Here is an 18,391-nt window from a genome sequence, read left to right as displayed (position 1 = left end):
GGACGTTGCGAAAGTGATGGAAAGGCCCGATCATCGGCCTCGAAAAACACTCAACTACAAAACGCCGCATTCGGTATTTTTTGCTAAGCCATTGCAAGAAGCCGCATGAACACTAGGATTGCACTTCGGAGTTGAATCCGCCTCCCATTGGTTTGACGTTTCATTCAGTTATCTAGCGGCATTGAACAATGGCATCGTGGAAAAACAGACGGTTTTTCATGATTGGTTTTTATCAACAAATTCAACTCAACCAAACTTTAGATTTTCAAAAACTGCGGCTGCACGAACATGGTCGTTGGAATAAATCATGCCGGTGGGCATTCCGGGAAATGCGGCTGAAGTAAAGGAAAGCGTTACATTCTAAGCAAAGCTGTCTCGACGAGCCAATAAAATATATATTCTTGCACCAAGTGCTGACTCATTCTGATTGGTTGGTGGCATAATGGCAAAACCTGAATAGGCATGTGCTTCGTCTAATTCAAGCCTGACTGCAAGTTCTGGTAGGCTACCCTCATAAATCCATTCTTGCAGATGGGGTTGAGTATTTTCATCTTTTCCACTCAGTTCAAGCACTGGAAAGCCCGTAGTTGCCATAATTATTTCCACCCATTTTTTCATATCTCCACCGGTGGCCTTATCCATAAATGAGACGATCAAAATTTCCGTATTTCTAAGCTGGCCATAAAAAATATGCTTAGTTTCCATATCGGTTGCAAAAAACTCGGGCTTATCGGAGTAAAAACCCGGGATATGAATAGCATACCGTAATAAAGGACTTCCAAATAACCTAGTTTCCCAAGTTTTTCCGGAAGGAAGCTTCAACCAATCAGGGATTTTTTGTTTTTCGGTTTTATTTCCCGAAATCATTTTTTCACTGATGGAACCGTCTGCATCAATGTCATTCCACCAAGTTTCCATAGGGATATTCGATTCAATGTCCCACGATTTTGAAAAGTCAATCGCCTGGATTGTAGCTTCTCTATAATCCTCATATCGTTCTGGGCTCTTAAGTTGATCGTAAAGCATTTTCCACACATCAACACTCTCTCTCAGAAAATCGGCGGCCTGATTTTTATCCCCGGTTCCGTAAAATATTATCGCAATACGAAGCAGTGCGTTGGCCCATAATCGTTTGTAATCCGGTTCGTCGGGGTATAGTTCAATCCGTGCTTATCCGGTTTAAACACCATCCCTATCGCAACAGCTAGGATGGGCCCAATCTCCGGAATAAGGCTCGGCGTAAGTTGGGGCCACAACATCCCCTGCGATGCCTAGCAAAGGGCGGAAAGCGTTGAACGGGTAGAAGCGACGGTTGAACCGGGATGTGAATTCATTGGGGTAAGCCTGCAAATGTTGATGACTAACACCATGGTGAATCCCTCGCAACCAAGCCTTAAGGTTCGGGAACATAAGATGGATAATCGGCAGGTACTCTTCGGCCACCTGCGGGTCGCCGCGCTCGGCGGCGGCAAGGTGCTTGTGACCTCGGTTTTTGAGGTTGTTGCACCCACCCCAGCCGTCCGTAATAATAAGTGTGCCTGGCTTGACCGACTTTTCGACGAAGCCGCAAAGCGACTTTGCGCTCCGGCCTGCCGAGACTGCGAGCCTGGCACGTCCAGTGTACCGCCCACCCCTACGCTTGCTGGGCTTGGCGCCGGGCTTACGATGACGATGCCGCACCCCTACCGCACAGGAGACAAGAACCTTGCCATGGACTCCACGGCCTTTGCCGCGCGTTCGCCCACCGACCCAGCCCCATCGGCTTCGACGTGTTCGCCGGCGATGCCGCCGATCCGGCCTTGGTCGGGCCGCACCATGCCAGCGCGGAGCTTGTGGAACATTTGGAAAGCGGTCTCGTGGCGTTTCGACCCAAGCTGGCGCTGAAACTGCACGGCGGACATGCCGGGCGCCTGACTGGACACCAGATAGGCAGCCCAAAACCAAATGCTTAGCGGGGCATGCGACCGTTCCATCACAGTCCCAGCCGCCAACCCTGTCTCGCGGTGGCATTTGCGGCATCGCAACACGTTTGGTCGAGTAGCAATTCGCGTAGGTTCACCTGCCGCCGCGCAATGCTGGCAAACAAATCCGCCCGGCCAACGCAGTTTCAGAAGGTAAGCAATGCATGCCTCGTTGTCCGGAAAAAGCCGCTGGAACTCCCTGGAAGAGAGTGTGGGGACGGAAGGCCGTCGTGTTGAAGGATATCCATTTGCATGGGCAGAAATGATACCCTCAACCTTTAGGTGTTTGAACCGGATAAGCACGAAACAGACCAAGAAAAAGTTATATATTAGGCATTGTTTAATATCTCACATTATCGTTGGGACAAACCCAATTGATTTGGGTAGGTATCAACTCTAAGGCATAAATTAACTTAAATCTATGAAAAATTTTACTTTAATGATGCTTACATTCAACTCATAAGTGCAATCGATAATTATCGGACTTGAAGAAGGCTAGCTGCTATAGTTTCCCGTTTTTTTTCAATCCGACCAAAGACGGGAAAGCACATGAGAAGCTATAAACAGCTAAGCCAAGCACAAAGATACCAGATTGAAATATTAAAGAAAGCAGGAAAAAACCAGAAACAGATAGCCGAGTTGCTGGGTTCGTCGGCAGGCACGATTTGCCGGGAGTTGCAAAGGGACACGGGCAAGAAGGGCTACCGTCCGAAACAGGCGCAGGTCAAGGCGGACACGCGCAGGAAACAAGCCGCCAAAGCCGTGAAGACGGCGGCGGTGGCCATTGTCCTGATTGAAGAAAAGATCGCGCTGGATTGGAGTCCGGATCAAGTCGCCGGGTGGTTGGAAGCCGAACAAGGCATCTTGACCGGCCACGAGCGGCTCTACCAGCACATCTGGGCAGACAAGCGGCATGGCGACGTTGTATAAGCATCTTCGTCAAAGCAACAAGAAACGCAAGAAGCAATACGCCTCCAAGGACAGGTGTGGACAAGTCAGGAACCGTATCGGCATTGACGAACGTCCTGCCATTGTTGCCGAAAAAACACGCATTGGCGCAACCCGCCAGTTAAGCTGGATCGGCCAGGACTATCAAGGCGCCTTAGTGACGATAATGGATCGGGCATCCAAGTTCACGCTGATCCAAAAGGTGGACAGCAAACAGGCTGAAGTTGTCACTGCAGCTACGATTGTCTTGCTACAGCCCTATCTGGATAAGGCCCTGACGATTACCACCAACAACGGCAAGGAGTTCGCAGGACACGAAATTATCAAGGAACGCCTAAACGCCGATGTATATTTTGCGCATCCCTACCGTTCCTGAGAACGCGGCCTGAACGAGAACGCCAACACCAACGGTTTGATTAGGCAATACTTTACCAAAGGCAGTAGTTTTGAGGACATAACCGACGGGGAGGTTGAAATGGTGATGAACAGGCTCAATCATCGCCTCCGAAAAACACTCAACTACAAAACACCTCATGCGGTATTTTTTGCTGGACTATTGCAAGAGGCCGCATGAACACTAGGATTGCACTTCGGAGTTGAATCCGCCATTATTAAAAACATTTGCTAAGTATAGTGGGTCTGTGTCAGTATTCATGAAAGCCTAGCCTTCTGGGTGGGGAGGCAGCTTTTAAATCCAACCCTATTTATTTCAATTGGAGAGGAAGGGCCTTAAGTTGAACGCCGAAACCAATCACGTGCAAAATTTGCTCCCTTTGATCATTTATTTTGGAGCTTGCCTATCAATTACCGCTGTAATGCTCGGTGGCGCTTATTTATTGGGGCAAAGGCATCGCGCTAAAACTGCAGCAGATGAACCTTTTGAATCAGGTGTCGTTCCAACCGGCGGCGTTCATATTCGTTTTTTTGTGCATTTTTATCTGCTCGCCATTTTCTTTGTTATTTTCGATATGGAAACCGTATTCCTGTTTGCCTGGTCAGTGGCTTTAGAGGAATCGGGCTGGTCCGGTTTTATCGAAGCCCTTATCTTTATCAGCATATTGATCGCAACGCTTATTTACCTTAGCGCAATAGGCGCCCTCGATTGGCGTACCCGCAGGCAGCGAATTGACACTTCAAACAACATACGATAGGAAGAAATATGCATTGGACTCTTAACAAAGCTGAGAATGACCCCGCCCCAAAACCGGGACAACAGTCGTATGAAGAAGCGCTACGCCGGAATTTCTTGTTTGCCAAGCTTGAAGACATGGTCGCCTGGGGACAGTCTAATTCAGTATGGCCTTTTAACTTTGGGCTGTCTTGCTGCTACGTAGAAATGGCGACTGCATTCACCAGTCGGCATGATATTGCCCGTTTTGGCTCCGAAGTCATACGGGGGTCACCTCGACAGGCTGACCTTATCATCATTTCTGGAACCGTTTTCCGCAAAATGGCACCTGTAGTCAAGCGACTTTATGATCAACTGCTGGAACCGCGTTGGGTTATATCGATGGGTTCCTGTGCCAACTCCGGCGGAATGTACGATATTTACAGCGTTGTGCAAGGAGTTGACAAATTTTTACCCGTTGATGTCTATGTACCCGGTTGTCCACCGCGTCCAGAAGCACTGCTTCAGGGTCTAATGCTTCTGCAGAACTCGATAGGCAAAGAAAGACGCCCGTTAAGCTGGGTCGCGGGTGATCAAACGGTTATCAAGCCAGCAACCCAACCCAGTTATCGCGATTTGCTCACGGAAAAAAGAATGCGCACACTTCAATTGCGAGATCCTGACGAGATATAGTTCGATCAGGAACAATGAAATGAATTCGGGGAGAATAGTTATTGGACGATAAGGCTGATAAAACCGATCTTCCCAAGGTAGTACAGGAACTCTCTGAGCGCCTGAGCATAAACGACTTTACCGTCCAGTTAACCCGCGATGGCATAACCACGCTTTGGATTTCCCGGCAAAACCTGCGTGCAATCCTCTGCTATTTAAAATCTCAAGCATTATCCCCCTATTTGCTGCTGTTCGACCTGACGGCCATCGACGAACGTCAGCGAACTCATCGATACGGCCTTCCTGATAGTGTCTTTACTGTCGTCTATCATTTACTCTCGTTTGACCGCAATGAGGATATACGCCTCAAAATTGCCTTGGACGAAGCCAGCTTATCCCTCCCGACCATCAGTGATATTTGGCCCTCGGCGAATTGGTATGAGCGCGAAGTATGGGATATGTTCGGAATCGTCTTTGAAGGTCACCCGCATCTCAGGCGCATTATCATGCCGCCGACCTGGCAAGGACATCCCCTACGGAAGGATCATTATGCCCGTGCAACTGAAATAGAACCCTTTAGTCTGCCTGACGAACGCCAGGAGATCGAACAAGATGCCTTGCGTTTTGTGCCGGAGGACTGGGGTATGCGGCGGAACAGCGAAGACAGCGATTTCATGTTCCTGAATATGGGGCCCAATCATCCCAGCGTCCATGGAGCATTTCGTATCGCCTTGCAACTGGATGGAGAAGAAATTATCGACGCTCTGCCTGACATCGGTTATCACCATCGCGGTGCGGAAAAAATGGGCGAACGCCAATCCTGGCACACCTATATCCCTTACACGGACCGGGTCGATTATTTGGGCGGTTCCATGAACAACCTGCCTTATGTACTGGCCGTAGAGCAGTTAGCCGGTATCGAAGTCCCTGAACGGGCACAGGTAATTCGTGTGATGATCAGTGAACTTTACCGACTTGCCAGCCATCTATTGTTTTATGGCACCTTCGCCCAGGACGTGGGCCAGATGTCGCCGATCTTTTATATGTTTATCGATCGCGAAAAGGTATTCGATATTCTGGAATCGATTACCGGTGCCCGCATGCATTCCAGTTTCTTCCGCATCGGCGGCGTCGCAATGGATTTGCCGCGCGGTTGGGATAAACGAATACGTGAGTTTATTGATTATTTACCTGCCCGGTTGAATCATTATGACAAGATGGTGATGCAAAATAGCACACTCAAGCGCCGTACCCAGGGCATTGGTGCTTACACCACGGCAGAAGCCATTGATTGGGGCGTGACTGGCGCGGGCCTACGAGCCACCGGCTTGGCATGGGATTACCGTAAAGCACGGCCTTACTCAGGCTACCAAAATTACGAATTTGAAATACCCACTGGAACTCACGGCGACTGTTATGAGCGTTGCGCAGTTCGTGTTGAGGAGATGCGCCAAAGTATTCACATTATCAAACAATGTCTGGAGAATATGCCTGAAGGACATTATAAGGCACATCATCCCTTGACCACACCTCCTCCTAAAGCGCGAACGCTGCATGATATAGAAACCCTGATCCAGCATTTTCTCAATGTAAGCTGGGGACCGGTGATTCCTGTCGGCGAGTCGTGTGTAACCATCGAGGCGACTAAAGGTTTGAATGCTTATTATTTGACCAGCGATGGCGGCACCATGTCGTATCGTACCCGTATCCGCACACCCTCTTTTGCACATTTACAAATGATACCGATGATGTGCCGAGGCATGATGGTTGCCGATCTGATTGCTATATTGGCGAGTATTGATTTTGTCATGTCCGACGTAGACCGCTGAAATGAAAGCGCAAATGGAAAGCCCTGGTTTTAAAGGTTTAAGCCTCGCTGAAGTTCAGGAGATTAATGCTGAGATGAGTCATTATGAAAATAAGATGGCCGCCTCTATTGAAGCGTTGAAAATTGTACAAAAACACCGGCGCTGGGTCTCCGACGCATGCCTGGTTGCTGTGGCAGAATTATTGGAAATGTCGCCTGCACAACTCGAAGGCGTGGCGACTTTCTACAACTTGATTTACCGCCAACCTGTTGGCAAAACCGTCATACATTATTGTAACAGCGTAACCTGTTGGATGCTGGGTGCAGAAACAATACGTGAGCGCTTGTGTCAGTATTTGAATGTTAAATTGGGCGAAATATCTGCGGATGGTGAGTACACGGTTTTGCCGATTGTTTGTTTGGGCGCTTGTGATCACGCCCCGGTGGTGATGGTTGGCAATCAACTAAAACTTGACCTGACAGATAATGCTGTCAATGAGATTCTTGAAAGGTAAAGCACTATGGAAATAATGGATAAGCCGCTGACTAAAAACATTCGACCGGATCGTGCCTTTGCGACGCTTGCCGATTACGAGAGTACCAGCGGTTATCAAGGACTGCGCAAGGCAGTGACCCAATTACAGCCAAAAGAAGTACAGCAATGGGTTAAGGACTCAGGATTGCGAGGTCGAGGTGGTGGGGGATTTAACACGGGACTCAAATGGAGTCTTGTACCAATGGAAAATACCAGCCCTCCTGATACAGCCCAAACTCGCTATATAGTTGTCAATGCCGATGAAATGGAACCTGGTACTTTCAAGGATCGGCTACTCCTGGAGCGCGATCCGCACCAGCTCATTGAAGGCATCATCATTGCCGCTTATGCCATTCAAGCCAATACCGCGTATATTTTTTTGCGCGGGGAATATCACTTGGCAGCAAAGAGATTGACCAATGCTTTGCTAGAAGCGCGAACTAAAGGCTATGTGGGTCAACTTATCTTAAATTCCGGTTTTAGCCTGGAAATTCATTTACATACCAGTGCCGGACGGTATATTTGCGGCGAAGAATCGGCACTCCTCAATGCACTTGAAGGGAAAAGAGCCACGCCCCGAGCCAAACCGCCTTTTCCGGTAGTTAGCGGGCTTTGGGGTAAGCCTACAGTCGTCAATAATGTGGAAACCTTGTGTAACGTACCGCACATTTTACAGCACGGTGTCGAGTGGTACCAAAGTTTGGGACGTGGCTTGGATAAAGGGACCAAGTTATTTGGAGCCAGCGGACGTGTCAAATACCCTGGATTGTGGGAATTGCCTATGGGCACCCCCATTCGGGAAATTATTGAAGAACATGCCGGGGGTATGCAGGACGGTTATAAACTGCGCGGTTTTTTGCCGGGCGGCGCATCAACCGACTTTTTACTGCCCGAACATCTGGATGTGCTTATGGATTATGACGCTGTAGCTAAAGTCGGCAGCCGTATGGGTACCGGAACCATCATTGTTCTCGATGACAAGACTTGCCCGGTACAAATGGTGCTGAATCTGGAGGAGTTTTTTGCCCAGGAATCGTGCGGATGGTGTACGCCCTGCCGGGACGGTTTACCCTGGACGGTAACCTTATTAAAAGACATCATCGCTGGACGCGGCCGGATGGAAGACCTTGATACGTTAACAGGATTAACTCGACTATTGGGGCCCGGGAATACTTTTTGCGCCTTAGCCCCGGGAGCCATGGAACCGTTGCAAAGTGCGCTTAAGTATTTTCGTGGGGATTTCGAACGCTACATTGTCGCTAACAACGTCGTGATGGGGCAAGCATAATGGCCAGCATCGAAATTGATGGTAATTCCTATAATGTTAAGGACGGTAACAATTTATTGTCGGCCTGCTTATCTCTGGGGTTGGATCTCCCCTATTTTTGCTGGCATCCTGCGATGGGGTCGGCGGGTGCCTGCCGCCAATGCGCAATCATTCAGTACAAGGATGCGGAAGATAAACACGGGCGATTGGTGATGGCTTGTATGACCCCGGTTTCGGAAAACATGCGCATTTCCATAGCCAACGAACAGGCAGGCCAATTTCGCAGTGATAATATCGAACTGCTGATGACCAATCATCCCCACGATTGCCCGGTGTGCGAAGAAGGCGGTGAATGCCATCTGCAGGACATGACCGTCATGACCGGTCACACCATTCGTCGTTTTCGCGGCAAAAAGCGAACCCATAATAACCAGAATCTCGGCCCTTTTATCAATCACGAGATGAACCGCTGTATTGCCTGTTACCGGTGTGTAAGGTTTTATGACGATTACGCCGGCGGCAAGGATCTTCAGGTGTTTGGTGTCCACAACAACGTTTATTTTGGCCGTTTTGAGGACGGCACGTTGGAAAACGAATTCAGCGGCAATCTGGTGGAAGTCTGTCCTACGGGTGTTTTCACAGACAAGACCTTTAGCGCCCATTACGCACGGAAGTGGGACTTACAAACTGCTCCCTCGATTTGTGTGCATTGCAGCCTGGGTTGTAACATCGCCCCAGGCGAACGCTATGGAGAGCTGAGACGTGTTATCAACCGTTATAACGGGGACGTAAATGGCTATTTTCTTTGTGATCGAGGCCGCTTTGGCTATGGGTTCGTCAATAGCACGAAGCGCATCCGAACCCCCCGTATTAATGACCAATCAAATGTCGCTGTCGAGACAGCAATAAATCATTTCCACGACCTGTTAAAATCGGCAAAAGCCGCTATCGGCATCGGCTCACCACGTGCCTCGCTGGAAGCGAATTTTGCTTTGCGCTCGCTGGTGGGTGAGGAGAACTACTTCCTTGGTTTGGATGATACCGAACACACCTTACTTAACACTATTATCGAACTGATGCGCAATGGTGGAATCCATTCCCCCTCCCTGCGGGAAGTCGAACAATCCGATGCCGTATTCATTCTTGGGGAAGACGTGACCCACAGCGCTCCCAGGTTGGCGCTTTCGTTGCGGCAGGCAGTGCGTAATGCATCGTTCGAGCTGGCACGTACCATGCACATACCCCAGTGGCAGGATGCTGCAATCCGGCAGTTGCCAGGTCAATTACGAAGCCCGCTGTTTATCGCCAGTATTTGCGCCACTCGCCTGGATGATGTGGCTACGAACACTTATCGAGGCAGTCCGGAAGATATCGCTCGCCTGGGCTTCGCCATTGCCCATTGTCTTGATGACTCAGCACCCGCACCTGCCGATTTGAGCATTGCGGAACAATCGCTGGCAACAACCATTGCCAATGGCCTGAAACAGGCGAAGTGCCCGTTGATCGTATCGGGAACCAGTTGTTCAAGTCTTCCGGTCATTCAGGCAGCCTACAATGTGGTTAAGGCACTGCCCTCAAAAGACAAACAACTGGCGTTTACCGTTCCGGAATGTAACAGCCTCGGCTTGGCAATCATGGGCGGGAGACCTTTGCAACAGGCCTTCGAACGAATCAGCAACGGCTTGGCTGATAGCGTGATTATTCTTGAGAACGATCTCTACCGTCGGACACCCAATCGAAAGGTGGACTTGTTTCTGGAAACCGCCGCGCAGGTGGTGGTCATCGACAGTTTGGAAAACAAAACCACGGAAAAAGCCGAATTGTTGCTACCAGCGGCGACGTTTGCCGAATCCGAAGGCACCTTGGTCAATAATGAAGGTCGCGCCCAGCGTTATTTCCCGGTATATCCTGCAACAGAGTCGGTACGCAGCAGCTGGCAGTGGCTGACCAGTGTAATGGAAGATGAGCATTGGTTGCATCACGATGCACTTACGGCTGCTTGTGCCAGAACATTTTCCAGTCTTGCCGCTATAATCCAGGCAGCGCCTAGTGCAGATTACACTATCAAAGGCAGCAAAATCCCAAGGCAACCTCACCGTTACAGTGGGCGAACTGCCATGGACGCCAACATCAAAGTCAGTGAACCCGGACAACCGCCTGATGTGGAAACGCCGTTCGCTTTTTCCATGGAAGGCGAGATAGCACAAGTCCAACCAGCTTTATTACCGGTTATTTGGGCGCCAGGATGGAACTCCAATCAGGCGATTAACAAATTCCAGGAAGAAATAGGCGGTCATTTACGTGACGGGGATGTCGGAATACGGTTGCTTGAAGCATCCGGTGCGCTGGAATGGTTTAATGACATTCCGCCCGCATTCAAACCGGAACCAGGTCTATGGCGAACCATAACCCTGCCACACATTTTCGGCAGTGAGGAATTAGGCCAGCAATCACCACCGCTGGTCGAACGATCGCCCAGTTTTTGTGTCTTGTTGAATCCGCTGGATGCCGAAATATTGAAAGTCGACTCCGGCGACCAGATAGAGATGGGTGACCCAGCAGGGACACCCCTCCTTAAAATTCCGGTGCAAGTAGAGAAAACCTTGCCTCAAGGGTTGCTTGTAATAACGACAGGACGGTCTGAATTCCAGTCTATAACCTGTGCTCAAGTAACTTTAAAGAAAGTAACTCAGGAGGGCCAACTATGAATGGGGGCTTGGGAGATGCGACTGACATCATCGGCATTTTAGCTTCGGTAATTTTTGTTGCCGCTATGCTGATCTGGGTTGAACGCCGTCTCTTGGCTGTCTGGCAGGACCGTTTGGGACCTAACCGGGTCGGGCCATTAGGTTTAATGCAGGTGGTGGCCGACATGATCAAAATGTTTTTCAAGGAAGACTGGATACCGCCCTTTGCTGACAAACTGGTATTCGTACTGGCTCCTACAATCGTGTTCATCACCATGCTCAGTGGATTCGCAGTCATCCCTTTTGCACCGGGCGTGGGCATCATCGATTTCAATTTCGGGTTGCTTTACTTCTTGGCGGTATCCTCACTGTCGGTCTACAGTGTCGTGCTGGCCGGTTATGCTTCCAATAATAAATACTCGCTGCTGGGTGGTCTCCGTGCAGCGGCACAGACAGTCAGTTATGAAGTATTCATGGGGATTTCCATCATGGGTGTGGTGATGATGTCCGGTACGTTTAATTTACGGGAAATTGTCGAAGCCCAACGGGATTGCTGGTTCATTATTCCTCAGTTTTTTGGATTTATTATTTTCCTCATTGCCATCGTCGCCGAAAGCCGTCGAGCCCCGCTTGATCTGCCTGAAGCCGAACAAGAGTTGGTGGGTGGTTTTCATACCGAGTATTCCGGTATGAAATTTGGCATGTTCTTTGTTGGCGAGTATCTCGCCATAACGCTCAGCTCAGCGATCATCGTGACGCTTTTTTTTGGGGGCTGGCTTGGCCCCTGGTTGCCGCCTCTGGTCTGGTTTTGTCTAAAAACCACCATCGGCATATTGTTTTTCATACTGTTGCGCGGCGCACTGCCACGCCCACGTTACGATCAGCTGATGACCTTCGGCTGGAAAGTGTTATTGCCGGCAGGGCTTTTGAACCTGTTGGTTACCGGTGCAGTCTTGCTGTCCTTGCACGGTTAATGAATCAGAAAAGGGAAAAGCAATGTTAAGTCAACTTCGATCATTGTGGGAAGTTTTAAAGCATACCTTCGTCAAACCAGATACCGTGGAATACCCTGAGGAAAAACCGGCGCTGTTCCCCCGTTATCGAGGACGTATCATTTTAACCCGTGATCCAGATGGTGAAGAGCGATGCGTGGCCTGTAATCTTTGCGCGGTAGCTTGTCCCGTGGATTGTATCGCTTTACAGAAAGCCGAGGACGAGAACGGACGCTGGTATCCCGATTTCTTCCGTATCAATTTTTCCCGTTGCATCATGTGCGGGTTTTGTGAGGAAGCCTGCCCAACCAATGCGATTCAGCTGACACCGGATTTTGAGATGTGCGAATATGACCGGCAGAATATGGTTTACGAAAAACAGCATCTTTTAATTGATGGGACCGGAAAATATCACGATTATAACTTTTACCGGGTCGCCGGCATGACGATCTTTGGTAAAACCAAGGGTCAGGCTGAGAACGAATTACCGCCGGTCGAAGTAAAAACCTTATTACCCTGATGGAGAGAGCTTTATGGCGTTGATTTTGTTTTATATCACTTCTGCTGTTGCCATTTTCGCTACGGTGATGATGATCACTCGGCTCAATGCAGTACATGGACTGTTGTACCTGATTTTATCCCTGCTGGCTGTTGGCGTTATATTTTTTCTGCTGGGGGCGCCTTTTGCGGCCGTACTGGAAGTGATTATTTACGCCGGAGCCATTATGGTTCTGTTTGTTTTCGTCATCATGATGCTCAATCAAGGACAAAAGACCATAGAGCAGGAGCGTACTTGGCTACAGCCGGGAATCTGGATCGGGCCGTCGCTGCTGGCATTGATTCTGTTCGTTGAAATGTTGGTGATAGTTGTGCTTGGCGGCAACGCAGAAACCGGACAAGTTGTAAACTCCAAGCAAGTGGGGATCGCGTTATACGGACCTTATCTGCTGGCAGTGGAACTGGCCTCGATGTTGTTGCTCGCCGGGCTGGTCGGCGCTTATCACCTGGGAAAACCAATGCTCAAGGTGACAAGGCCAGGAGGAAATTCATGAACGGGATTCCGATGGAACTTGGCCTATTGCTGTCTGCCGTGCTGTTTGTCTTAGGATTAATCGGGGTAATGGTTCGACGTAATTTGATCATGATACTGATGTCCCTGGAAGTCATGCTGAATGCGACGGGTCTGGCCTTTATTGTGGCGGGATCCCGTTGGGGGCAAGCGGATGGGCAAATCATGTTCTTGCTGATACTGACCCTGGCCGCAGCGGAAGTGGGTGTCGGTCTGGGACTTGCGCTGCAAATTTTCCACCGTTTCCATACACTGGATGCCGATTCAGTGAATGAAATGCAAGGGTAGGGGACGACAGTGTTAGAACTGCTAGGGTGGGTGCCGCTGATTCCGTTCTTTGGGTTTTTAATCCTGGTATTGACTAGCCAACAATTTTCTAAGCTCTTCGCTCCATGGATAGGCATAGGAAGCGTGGGAATCTCGGCATTATTAGTGTCTTTGATTGGCTTCGAGTTCCTGAATGGAGCAATGCAGCCTTACCACATAGTGCTAGGGTCGTGGATGGAGATTGACGATCTGGCAGTGCCCTTCGGCTTCTATCTCGACGCTTTATCTTTGACGATGTTGATTGTTGTGACCGGCGTCGGCTTCCTGATCCATGTCTATTCCGCCGGATTTATGGAATCCGACCCAGGCTACGCACGTTTTTTCGCTTATATGAATCTGTTTGTGTCGGCCATGCTGGTGCTGGTGCTGGCGGACAACCTGGTGTTGCTTTATCTGGGTTGGGAAGGTGTTGGACTCGGCAGCTATCTGTTGATCGGCTTCTGGTACGAAGATCCAAACAACGGTTATGCGGCGCGTAAAGCGTTTGTGATGACCCGCATTGGCGACACGGCCATGGCGCTGGGCCTATTTTTATTGTTTACGCAATTGCATACGTTTGATATTCAGTCCTTAATGCTCCGGGCGGCGAGTCAATGGCCACCAGGCACCGTCTTGCCCATTGTCTCCGCAGCGCTGCTGTTGGGCGGTGCGGTGGGTAAGTCCGCACAATTGCCCCTGCAAACCTGGCTACCCGACGCCATGGCGGGGCCTACGCCGGTTAGCGCCCTGATTCATGCCGCCACTATGGTCACTGCGGGGGTTTATCTGATTGCCCGTACCCATCCCTTATTTATAATGGCACCCACGGTTCAATTTGCAGTCGCAGTCATCGGGGCGCTCACTTTATTGATCGCAGGTTGTTCCGCTCTCGTTCAGACGGATATCAAACGTATACTGGCTTATTCAACCATCAGTCAAATTGGTTACATGTTTCTCGCATTAGGTGTCGGAGCCTGGTCTGCGGCGATTTTTCACCTGCTGACCCATGCTTTCTTCAAAGCGTTATTGTTCCTTGCCGCAGGTGCGGTAATTTTTTGTTTTCACCACGAACATAACATATTTAAAATGGGTGGGCTGCGTAAAGCCATGCCCCTAACTTTCTGGAGTTTTATGATTGGCAGCGCCGCATTATCCGCATTGCCTTTTACTTCCGGCTATTATAGCAAGCACGAGATTTTGCTGGCAACATTCGAAGCCTCTCCCTTCCTTTGGGTAGTGGGTTGTCTGGGCGCTATGATTACGGGCATCTACAGCTTCCGCCTGGTATTTGTAGTTTTTTTCGGCGCACAATCCCAAATCGTTGAAAAGGGACTCGGTAGGCGTATGAGTGTCCCGTTACTCGTGCTTGGTATTCTGGCATTATTTGGCGGCCTATTACAGATTCCTCTGGATTCTGTATTTCCAGTTTTATTTAACCCGGAACATGATCCCACATTTGTTTCGGTCATCACCATTGCGGCGCCCTTTCTCGGCTTGTTGATTGCCGTGCTGTTCTATCTTACCGGCACTTTCTCTGCTCAACGTCTCGCAAATTTCAGCTGGGTCAAGCCAATGAGGCAGTTCTTTCTGAGTGGCTGGGGGATGGATGCACTTTATGACAGCTTGCTAGTCCGTCCTTTTAAAGCCATCACCGACCTTAATAAAAACGATGTGGTAGATCGGCTGTACCTTGGGATTGCCTGGCTCAGCCGAAGGCTGCACCGTGCGATCAGCGCTACTCAAACCGGTAGTGTCCGCTGGTATGCTTCATCCCTTGTATTAGGCACAGTGGTCATTATCGCCATAGGATTGTTGTCATGATCCTGCCTGCACTGATTGCTGTTTTATGTCTGGGTGGTTTTGCTGCCTGGTTTTCAGAACAGCGGAGTCCAGGTACTCCGCGCTGGGTGGCGATCATCACCCTCGCCATTGAAGCGTTGCTCATAGCCGGGCAATTTACCCAGACAAAACGCATCGTCATCTTGTCTACGGGCATGTCACCCACCTGGCTTGCCGACTTTTACCGGTCATGGGTTCCTCGCTTCGGAATTGGATTTCACCTGGCTATGGATGGAGTCAGTCTGCTCTTGATTGCCTTGACGGTCTTGCTCGGCTTCATGGCAGTCAGCAGTTCCTGGACGGAAATCAGGAACCGGCAGGGGTTCTTTTTCTTCAATCTGTTGACGTGTCTGGCTGGAACTGTCGGTGTTTTTTTGGCGGTCGACCTCTTCCTGTTCTTTTTTTTCTGGGAATTGATGATTATCCCGATGTATTTTCTGATCAGCATCTGGGGTCATGAAAACCGGGCTTATGCGGCAATAAAATTCGTCATTTTTACGCAAGTGAGCAGTCTGTTACTGCTGCTGGCGATAGTGGTTTTGGCGCTGATCAGTCATAGCCATAGCGGTGCTTATACATTCGACTATTTCAAATTGCTTAATACTAATATCGACCCTGACGTAGCCATTTGGCTGATGCTGGGTTTTTTTATCGCCTTTACCGTCAAGTTGCCTTCGGTGCCTTTTCATACCTGGCTACCGGACGCCCACACTCAGGCCCCAACCGGAGGTAGCATTATCCTGGCTGGCGTTATGCTTAAGACAGGTGCTTACGGGTTGCTTCGATTTGTCATCCCGTTGTTTCCGGAAGCGGCGCATCAGTTTGCCCCGATTGCCATGACACTGGGAGCCGTGAGCGTGCTTTATGCCGCGATGATGGCTTACGCCCAGACTGATCTGAAACGGCTGGTTGCCTATTCCAGTATCAGCCACATGGGCTTTATCCTGCTGGGGATATTTTCCTGGAATTTCCTCGCCTTACAGGGTGCGGTTATCACAATGCTAGCCCACGGCATTAGCGCCTCGGCGTTATTTATGATAGCCGGCACTCTGCAAGAACGCCTGCACACACGGGAAATGGGACACATGGGAGGGCTCTGGTCTGCATTACCCCGGCTGTCAGCTTCTTTAGCACTGTTCTTCGCAGTGGCCTCGTTGGGACTTCCCGGATTGGGGAATTTCATCGGCGAATTTCTGGTGTTACTGGGGGATTTTAAGGTTAATGTTTTATTGACCTCGGTGACCGCCCTGATCCTTATTCTAGCGCCGGTATATTCCCTAATCATAATTCAAAAAGCCTTTCATGGCCCGCGGCAAAATCAGTCTCCTTTGTCCGATTTCAATCGCCGGGAACTGGCGGCGCTGGCATTGCTTGCGCTCGCCACTGTATGGCTTGGTCTAGGTCCCCAGACAGCATTGAACGTCTCGGCTCCTGCACTGAAACAAATAATGCAAGATAAGGTTGCGATGGAACAGTGATGAATAGTAACCAGCTTGTAGCCCTTGCGCCAATTATGACACTTGCCACCGCAACGATAGCGGTAATGCTCACCATCGCCATCAGACGAAATTTCGTTCTCACCAGTAGTGTAGCTGCTGGTGGAATCATAATGACCTTGTTGGTATTGGGCATCGCTTGGCAAGAAACTCCAATTCAAGCGACTTTACTGATCCGGGTGGATGATTACGCTTTGTTCTTTATGGCGCTATTGTTACTTGCAGGTCTTGCTGTGTTGGGGTTTTGCTATGACTATTTCAAATATCGTGAAGGAGAAAACGAAGAACTCTTGTTGCTGTTGTTAACTGCGCTCCTGGGCGCGTCCGTGCTGGTCGCCAGTAGTCATTTTGCGACCTTTTTTTTGGGTCTTGAAATGCTCAGCATCTCCCTCTTTGTGCTGATCGGTTATCCGCTCAATCAAAAACGGCCTCTGGAAGCAGCGATCAAATATCTGATCTTGTCCGGCGTATCTTCCGCTTTCCTGCTCATGGGGATGGCGTTGATTTATGCGCAAATCGGTGAACTTTACTTCAGCGGCATTGGACAATTTATCGCTAGTCAGCCGGCTATGAACGCCATGATTCTGAGTGGCGTTATTCTCATCGTGGCCGGACTGGGTTTTAAACTTTCCCTGGTGCCGTTCCATTTATGGACCCCGGATGTCTATCAAGGCGCACCCGCGCCAATTACAGCCTTTATCGCCACCGTTTCAAAAGGAGCAGTTTTCGTCCTCCTGCTACGTTTTTTCATCAGTGCCCATAGTCACGTTTATACGCCACTACTGACCGTCTTCAGCGTGATTGCCGTGCTATCCATACTGGGTGGCAATCTACTGGCTTTGCTACAAAATAATGTCAAACGCTTGCTAGCCTATTCGTCCATCGCCCATATGGGCTATCTACTGGTCGCATTCATTGCTGGTGGAAGCATTGCTCCAACACTGGCGGTCGAGTCCGTTACTTTTTATCTGATTGCTTATTTCATAACCACGATCGGCGCTTTCGGGGTTGTCTCAGTACTCTCAACACAACAAACAGAAGCAGGCGATATCTCTTTTTATCGTGGACTATTTTGGCGACGGCCATGGCTATCTGGAACTTTTACCTTGATGTTGCTCTCGCTGGCGGGGATTCCCCTCACTGCCGGATTCATCGGTAAATTTTATATTTTCACAAGCGGTGCTGATGGCCGATTGTGGGGATTGCTGGTCGCTATTATCGCAGGTAGTGGCTTGGGACTGTATTACTACTTGAAAATCATCGTCGTTATGTCGATGAACGTCGAGGCAACCACGCATGAATCTGAGGAATCTTCCAGTGAATGGATTTCAACGGCAACACTCGCCACTTTAAGCCTACTGCTGGTATGGTTAGGCATTTATCCCGATCAATTAATCACAATCATTCAATCGGTCTCAAATATGATGAGATGAGTTCATTTGTTAAAAAATTCTTTGTTTTTGTACTAGTGAACCTACGGTATCAAGATTTTCATCATAACTTAGTTTTTATTTATTTTTTGTGGTTAAGTTGTTGCTATTGTAATTATTGCAATCGGTGTTATTTTTGGCATACGTGGGGTAGTTTCCACATAGCTGCCAAAAGTGCCATCTTCGCCAGATAGTGAATTTTAGTGCAATACAATCAATAGATTAACTTTTTCTTGCTTTAGCCAATACCCTATAAACCGTTGCTTCACCCACG

17 protein-coding genes and 1 pseudogene are annotated in these 18,391 nt (G+C 49.4%); 16 read left to right on the top strand and 2 right to left on the bottom strand.

The features are described from left to right. Positions 1–360: 360 nt before the first annotated feature. Together ACLQ6D_RS07270 and ACLQ6D_RS07265 are read right to left on the bottom strand one after the other, a co-directional pair. Positions 361–1,035, bottom strand: coding sequence for a hypothetical protein (locus ACLQ6D_RS07270; protein ID WP_411726621.1), 675 nt, complete (start codon positions 1,033–1,035; stop codon positions 361–363). A gap of 144 nt (positions 1,036–1,179) precedes the next feature. Further along, positions 1,180–2,215 (bottom strand): annotated as a pseudogene (locus ACLQ6D_RS07265) (IS1595 family transposase). 295 nt (positions 2,216–2,510) lie between these two features. On the opposite strand from ACLQ6D_RS07265, the gene ACLQ6D_RS07260 reads away from it, so the two are divergent. From ACLQ6D_RS07260 to ACLQ6D_RS07185, 16 genes are all read left to right on the top strand, one after another. Then, positions 2,511–2,891, top strand: a complete 381-nt coding sequence (locus ACLQ6D_RS07260) for a transposase (protein ID WP_411726620.1) — start codon at positions 2,511–2,513, stop codon at positions 2,889–2,891. Further along, positions 2,875–3,285 (top strand): IS30 family transposase, encoded by a 411-nt coding sequence (locus ACLQ6D_RS07255; protein ID WP_411726619.1) that lies wholly within the window; start codon positions 2,875–2,877, stop codon positions 3,283–3,285. Before ACLQ6D_RS07260 ends, ACLQ6D_RS07255 begins: the two co-directional genes overlap by 17 nt. A gap of 36 nt (positions 3,286–3,321) precedes the next feature. After that, the gene (locus tag ACLQ6D_RS07250) at positions 3,322–3,483 is read left to right on the top strand and encodes a hypothetical protein (RefSeq protein WP_411726618.1); all 162 of its coding nucleotides are present in this window, start codon (positions 3,322–3,324) and stop codon (positions 3,481–3,483) included. A gap of 160 nt (positions 3,484–3,643) precedes the next feature. Continuing rightward, positions 3,644–4,060 (top strand): NADH-quinone oxidoreductase subunit A, encoded by a 417-nt coding sequence (gene ndhC, locus ACLQ6D_RS07245; protein ID WP_411726617.1) that lies wholly within the window; start codon positions 3,644–3,646, stop codon positions 4,058–4,060. An 8-nt stretch (positions 4,061–4,068) separates the two neighbouring features. Next, entirely contained in the window at positions 4,069–4,710 is a 642-nt protein-coding gene (locus tag ACLQ6D_RS07240; RefSeq protein WP_411726616.1) for a NuoB/complex I 20 kDa subunit family protein, read from the top strand. Positions 4,711–4,751: 41 nt separating this feature from the next. Beyond that, the gene (gene nuoC, locus ACLQ6D_RS07235) at positions 4,752–6,518 is read left to right on the top strand and encodes an NADH-quinone oxidoreductase subunit C/D (RefSeq protein WP_411726614.1); all 1,767 of its coding nucleotides are present in this window, start codon (positions 4,752–4,754) and stop codon (positions 6,516–6,518) included. A 1-nt stretch (position 6,519) separates the two neighbouring features. Next, positions 6,520–7,011 carry an NADH-quinone oxidoreductase subunit NuoE gene (gene nuoE / locus ACLQ6D_RS07230; protein ID WP_411726613.1) on the top strand — a complete coding sequence of 164 codons (492 nt, stop codon included), beginning with the start codon at positions 6,520–6,522 and terminating at the stop codon, positions 7,009–7,011. A gap of 6 nt (positions 7,012–7,017) precedes the next feature. After that, entirely contained in the window at positions 7,018–8,319 is a 1,302-nt protein-coding gene (nuoF, locus tag ACLQ6D_RS07225) for an NADH-quinone oxidoreductase subunit NuoF (protein WP_411726612.1), read from the top strand. Next, entirely contained in the window at positions 8,319–11,006 is a 2,688-nt protein-coding gene (gene nuoG / locus ACLQ6D_RS07220; RefSeq protein WP_411726610.1) for an NADH-quinone oxidoreductase subunit NuoG, read from the top strand. The genes nuoF and nuoG overlap by 1 nt, the downstream gene beginning before the upstream one ends. Continuing rightward, positions 11,003–11,959 carry an NADH-quinone oxidoreductase subunit NuoH gene (nuoH, locus tag ACLQ6D_RS07215; protein WP_411726609.1) on the top strand — a complete coding sequence of 319 codons (957 nt, stop codon included), beginning with the start codon at positions 11,003–11,005 and terminating at the stop codon, positions 11,957–11,959. The genes nuoG and nuoH overlap by 4 nt, the downstream gene beginning before the upstream one ends. Before the next feature lie 22 nt (positions 11,960–11,981). After that, positions 11,982–12,497, top strand: a complete 516-nt coding sequence (nuoI, locus tag ACLQ6D_RS07210) for an NADH-quinone oxidoreductase subunit NuoI (protein WP_411726607.1) — start codon at positions 11,982–11,984, stop codon at positions 12,495–12,497. 13 nt (positions 12,498–12,510) lie between these two features. Further along, positions 12,511–13,029 (top strand): NADH-quinone oxidoreductase subunit J, encoded by a 519-nt coding sequence (gene nuoJ, locus ACLQ6D_RS07205; RefSeq protein ID WP_411726606.1) that lies wholly within the window; start codon positions 12,511–12,513, stop codon positions 13,027–13,029. Beyond that, positions 13,026–13,334, top strand: a complete 309-nt coding sequence (gene nuoK / locus ACLQ6D_RS07200) for an NADH-quinone oxidoreductase subunit NuoK (RefSeq protein WP_411726605.1) — start codon at positions 13,026–13,028, stop codon at positions 13,332–13,334. Before nuoJ ends, nuoK begins: the two co-directional genes overlap by 4 nt. Positions 13,335–13,343: 9 nt before the next feature. Further along, on the top strand, positions 13,344–15,173 hold the full coding sequence (nuoL, locus tag ACLQ6D_RS07195; RefSeq protein WP_411726604.1) for an NADH-quinone oxidoreductase subunit L: 1,830 nt from the start codon (positions 13,344–13,346) through the stop codon (positions 15,171–15,173). After that, positions 15,170–16,669: an NADH-quinone oxidoreductase subunit M gene (gene nuoM, locus ACLQ6D_RS07190; protein ID WP_411726603.1), complete on the top strand. Its 1,500-nt coding sequence runs from the start codon at positions 15,170–15,172 to the stop codon at positions 16,667–16,669. The genes nuoL and nuoM overlap by 4 nt, the downstream gene beginning before the upstream one ends. Next, on the top strand, positions 16,669–18,120 hold the full coding sequence (locus ACLQ6D_RS07185) for an NADH-quinone oxidoreductase subunit N (protein WP_411726601.1): 1,452 nt from the start codon (positions 16,669–16,671) through the stop codon (positions 18,118–18,120). Before nuoM ends, ACLQ6D_RS07185 begins: the two co-directional genes overlap by 1 nt. Positions 18,121–18,391 lie beyond the last annotated feature (271 nt).

The sequence above is a fragment of the Methyloglobulus sp. genome, assembly GCF_046714055.1.
Taxonomy (GTDB): domain Bacteria; phylum Pseudomonadota; class Gammaproteobacteria; order Methylococcales; family Methylomonadaceae; genus Methyloglobulus.
This window is presented reverse-complemented; position numbering and strand designations above follow the sequence as displayed.

Excerpts from the sequence above, each read along its gene's own strand:
- ACLQ6D_RS07260 (WP_411726620.1), top strand. The coding sequence starts at position 2,511 with ATGAGAAGCTATAAACAGCTAAGCCAAGCACAAAGATACCAGATTGAA.
- ACLQ6D_RS07255 (WP_411726619.1), top strand. The coding sequence starts at position 2,875 with ATGGCGACGTTGTATAAGCATCTTCGTCAAAGCAACAAGAAACGCAAG.
- ACLQ6D_RS07240 (WP_411726616.1), top strand. The coding sequence starts at position 4,069 with ATGCATTGGACTCTTAACAAAGCTGAGAATGACCCCGCCCCAAAACCG.
- nuoE (WP_411726613.1), top strand. The coding sequence starts at position 6,520 with ATGAAAGCGCAAATGGAAAGCCCTGGTTTTAAAGGTTTAAGCCTCGCT.
- nuoF (WP_411726612.1), top strand. The coding sequence starts at position 7,018 with ATGGAAATAATGGATAAGCCGCTGACTAAAAACATTCGACCGGATCGT.
- nuoG (WP_411726610.1), top strand. The coding sequence starts at position 8,319 with ATGGCCAGCATCGAAATTGATGGTAATTCCTATAATGTTAAGGACGGT.
- nuoH (WP_411726609.1), top strand. The coding sequence starts at position 11,003 with ATGAATGGGGGCTTGGGAGATGCGACTGACATCATCGGCATTTTAGCT.
- nuoI (WP_411726607.1), top strand. The coding sequence starts at position 11,982 with ATGTTAAGTCAACTTCGATCATTGTGGGAAGTTTTAAAGCATACCTTC.
- nuoJ (WP_411726606.1), top strand. The coding sequence starts at position 12,511 with ATGGCGTTGATTTTGTTTTATATCACTTCTGCTGTTGCCATTTTCGCT.
- nuoK (WP_411726605.1), top strand. The coding sequence starts at position 13,026 with ATGAACGGGATTCCGATGGAACTTGGCCTATTGCTGTCTGCCGTGCTG.
- nuoM (WP_411726603.1), top strand. The coding sequence starts at position 15,170 with ATGATCCTGCCTGCACTGATTGCTGTTTTATGTCTGGGTGGTTTTGCT.
- ACLQ6D_RS07185 (WP_411726601.1), top strand. The coding sequence starts at position 16,669 with ATGAATAGTAACCAGCTTGTAGCCCTTGCGCCAATTATGACACTTGCC.